The sequence below is a fragment of the Pigmentiphaga sp. genome (assembly GCF_019689535.1).
Taxonomy (GTDB): domain Bacteria; phylum Pseudomonadota; class Gammaproteobacteria; order Burkholderiales; family Burkholderiaceae_B; genus Pigmentiphaga.
Map to the genome: position 1 here is coordinate 1 of NZ_JADGHH010000274.1, position 3,681 is coordinate 3,681.

At 63.4% G+C, this 3,681-nt stretch carries 3 protein-coding genes; 2 read left to right on the forward strand and 1 reads right to left on the reverse strand.

Annotation, left to right across the window (positions count from 1 at the left end; genetic code table 11):
* Nucleotides 1-70 precede the first annotated feature (70 nt).
* Together IRZ12_RS16525 and IRZ12_RS16530 are read left to right on the forward strand one after the other, a co-directional pair.
* On the forward strand, nucleotides 71-1,291 hold the full coding sequence (locus IRZ12_RS16525) for an alpha/beta fold hydrolase (RefSeq protein ID WP_296470845.1): 1,221 nt from the start codon (nucleotides 71-73) through the stop codon (nucleotides 1,289-1,291).
* Between the two features lie 98 nt (nucleotides 1,292-1,389).
* On the forward strand, nucleotides 1,390-2,145 hold the full coding sequence (locus tag IRZ12_RS16530) for an IclR family transcriptional regulator (RefSeq protein WP_296470850.1): 756 nt from the start codon (nucleotides 1,390-1,392) through the stop codon (nucleotides 2,143-2,145).
* Between the two features lie 33 nt (nucleotides 2,146-2,178).
* Here the strand turns inward: IRZ12_RS16530 and IRZ12_RS16535 are convergent.
* The coding region (locus tag IRZ12_RS16535; protein ID WP_296470852.1) for a TRAP transporter large permease subunit at nucleotides 2,179-3,681 on the reverse strand (1,503 nt) is incomplete at its 5' end.

A 3,681-nucleotide genomic window follows, 5' to 3' on the forward strand; every position in this document is an offset into this window, starting at 1 on the left:
GCCCGGGCCCTCCCCCAGCGGGCGGCCCGGGCGCGCGTCAAGCATCATGATTCTTTCCGGAGACCGCAACATGTCCATGCCCCCCAAGCACGAATTCGACCGCATTCCCGTCATTCTCCAGTTCAGAGAAACGGTCGAGATGGTCGAGACCTACGGCTTCAATGGAAGCCAGGGCTACACCGTCCTCGAAGGGCAGCGCCTCGTGCCGAAAAACGCGCCGTCCAAGGTCGTGTTCCTCTTCATGCATCCCGCCACGACGCTACAACTGTTGCCCATGCCTGTCGCGCTGGCCGAAGCTGGCCTGCACGTGCTGTGCGGCGGCAGCCGTTATGCCAAGAACGACTCGGCGTTGATCATGGAAAAAGTGGCGGCGGACATGGGCGCCTATGTGCGCTATGCGCGCGAAGAGCTCGGCTACGAGAAAGTCGTGTTAGTCGGTTGGTCGGGCGGCGGGGCGCTCTCCCTGTTCTACCAAGCCCAGGCCGAAGAGCCGACGATTACGCATACGCCTGCCGGCGACCCCTACGACCTGACACAGGCCGGGCTCACTCCCGCGGACGGCATCATCTTCATCGCGGCGCACCTGAGCCGCCCCGAGACGCTGACCGAGTGGATGGATCCTTCGCTGCGCAACGAGCTCGACCCGGACGACCGGGATCCCGAACTCGATATCTATTCGCCCGATTGCCCGAACAAGCCTCCTTTCGACCCGGCCTTCGTCGCACACTTCCGCGCGGCCCAGCTGGCGCGGAACCGCCGCATCAGCAACTGGGCGCTGGAGATGCTGGACAAACTCAAGCGTTCTCCGCAAGGTGAACGCGAACGGGGCTTCGTCGTGCACCGCACGATGTGCGACGTGCGCTGGATAGACCCCACGATAGACCCCAACGGCCGCAAGCCCGGCTGGTGCTACCTGGGCGACCCGCGCGTGGTCAACTCCGGCCCGGTCGGCCTGGCTCGCTTCAGCACCCTGCGCAGCTGGCTTTCGCAATGGTCTTACGATCATTCCAACATCAAGGGACCGGTCAATGCAGCCCGCATCCGGCGCGTTCCGGTGCTGCAGATCGAAAACGAGGCCGATGACGCGGTGCCCGCCACCCACAACCCGATCATCCACAAGGCACTGGGCACGCCCGACAAGGAGTTCGTGCAGATCCATGGCGCCACCCACTACTATCTCGGCCAGCCCAAGCAGCTTGCGGAGTGCATTTCGACCATCATCGATTGGACCCGCCGCAAGATCACGCCGGATTTCGCAGTGTCGAGCGCGGCGCCGGTCGAGGCGAAATGAGCCATCGCCCGGACGGGGATTGATTACCATTGAGGCGCCGAACGCCCCCTTGGGGGCGCCGGCGCTTCATTTTCCGTGAGCATCGATCCCGCCCTTCCATGTCACAGTTCGCAAAAGTGCTCAAGGTCCTGGATTTGTTCTCCGAGGACCGAACCACCCTGGCCGCCGAGGAAATCGCCGACTTACTCAACGTATCGCGGCCCACCGCCTTCCGCTACGTCAAGCAGCTCTGCGAGACCGGGCTGTTGGCCAAGCTCGCCGGCCGCTACGCGCTCGGCGCGAAAATCATCGAACTGGACTACCGAATCCGGCGCTCCGAGCCCATCCTGCAGGCCAGCCGGCCTAGCATGAAGGAGCTCGCCCAGCGCACCGCGATGACCGTCGTGCTATGCAACATCTACGGCGATGAGATCGTGCACAGCCACCACGAGCTCGGCGGCGAGCTGGCCCCCATGAGCTTGGACCGGGGCCATACCATGCCTCTTTTCAAGGGGGCTTCGTCCGCCGTCATCCTCGCCAATCTTCCCGCCTCGCGCCTCAAGCGCCTCTACGAACGCAACGCGACGCATCCCGACTTGCCCGAAGGCATCCGGGACTGGGCGTCATTCGCCAAGCATTACAGGCGCATCCGCAAGGAGGGGCATTACATCTCGCGCGAAGAAATCGACCCCGGGCTCGTTGGCATCGCCGCCCCGATTTTCAACGACGGACAGCACGTCGTGGGGGCGATTACGCTCGTCTACGAGAAAGGACGGGAAAAACTGGTCAACGAAGAAGGCTACGCGGAACTCGTGCGCAGCTGTGCGGCGACGATCACCGAAAAAATCGCCGCCGCAGCGGAACGGACTAGTTGAGGCGGCCGGACTGCCGGCCGCCTCCCCTTTGCCTCACTTGAAATCGAGAGTCGGATCACGCCCGTCCTGGCCCGGACCATAGGCGCCGCCGCTGCCATAGCCGTCGCCGTAGGGATTTTCGACTTCGATCTTGACGGTGTTGGGGTCCACGCCGGTATGGTCGGCCTTGTAGTGCGTGACCAATGACGGGAAGACCATGACCGCCGCCACCATCAACAGCTGGATGACGATGAAGGGTATCGAGCCCCAATAGATCTGGCCGGTCGTGACCTTGGCGACGCGCTTGCCGGTCACCTTGTCGGTATAGTCATCCTTCGGCGCCACCGACCGCAGGTAGAACAGGGCAAAGCCGAACGGCGGATGCATGAACGAAGTCTGCATGTTGACCGCGAGCAGCACGCCGAACCAAATGAGATCGATGCCCATTTTTTCCGCCACCGGCCCCAGCAGCGGCACGATGATGAATGCCAACTCGAAGAAGTCGAGGAAGAAGGCCAGCAGGAACGTCAGGATGCTGACCACGATCAGGAAGCCCCATTGACCGCCCGGCACGGAGGTCAGCAGGTGCTCGACCCACAAATCGCCGCTCACGGCACGGAAGGTCAGGCCGAACACGGTGGAGCCGATCAGGATGAACACGACGAAGCATGACAGCTTGGTCGTGGTGTCCATGGCCTGCTTGAGCAGGTTCAAGGTCAACCGCTTGCGGACCAGGGCCATGGCGATGGCCCCCACTGCCCCCATGGCGCCCCCTTCGGTCGGCGTGGCGACGCCGATGAAGATGGTTCCCAGCACGAGGAAGATCAGGAACAGCGGCGGGATCATCACGAACGTGACCCGCTCGGCGAGCGCGGAGAGCCATCCGAGGCGCAGCCACTTATTGGCCAGTGCGATGACGAAGGCGGAAAGCCCCCAAATCAGCAAGGTAACGACGATGCGCTCATCCACCGGCGCGGTCTCGTGCTCGAGATACCGGCCGGCAACGACCGCGATCACAGCCGAGATCACCATCAACACCAGCAACGACCGCCCGCCCCGCGTGCCGTTGGGCTCCTGGAACCGGCGGGCTTCTTCCGGCAGGGCCGGGGCGCTCGACGGCTTGATGAGCGAAACCAGGACGACATAGAGAATATAGACGGCGGTCAATAAAAAGCCCGGCAGGATGGCGCCGCGATACATGTCGCCGATGGAGCGCCCGAGCTGGTCGGCCAGGATGATGAGCACTAGCGACGGGGGGATGATCTGCGACAACGTGCCCGAGGCGGCAATGACGCCAGTCGCGAGCGGCCGGTTGTATCCGTAGCGCAGCATGATGGGCAGAGAAATCAGCCCCATGGAAATGACCGAGGCCGACACGACGCCGGTCGTGGCCGCCAGCATGGCGCCAACCACCACGACCGCGATCGCCAGTCCGCCCCGGATGGAACCGAACAATTGCCCGATGGTCTCGAGCAAGTCCTCGGCCATGCCGGATCGCTCCAGCACCAGCCCCATCAATGTAAAGAAAGGTATGGCTAGCAGTGAGTCATTGGCGAC

Bases quoted from the DNA above. Each gene is read 5' to 3' on its own strand.
- IRZ12_RS16525 (WP_296470845.1), top strand. From the start codon at position 71: ATGTCCATGCCCCCCAAGCACGAATTCGACCGCATTCCCGTCATTCTC.
- IRZ12_RS16530 (WP_296470850.1), top strand. From the start codon at position 1,390: ATGTCACAGTTCGCAAAAGTGCTCAAGGTCCTGGATTTGTTCTCCGAG.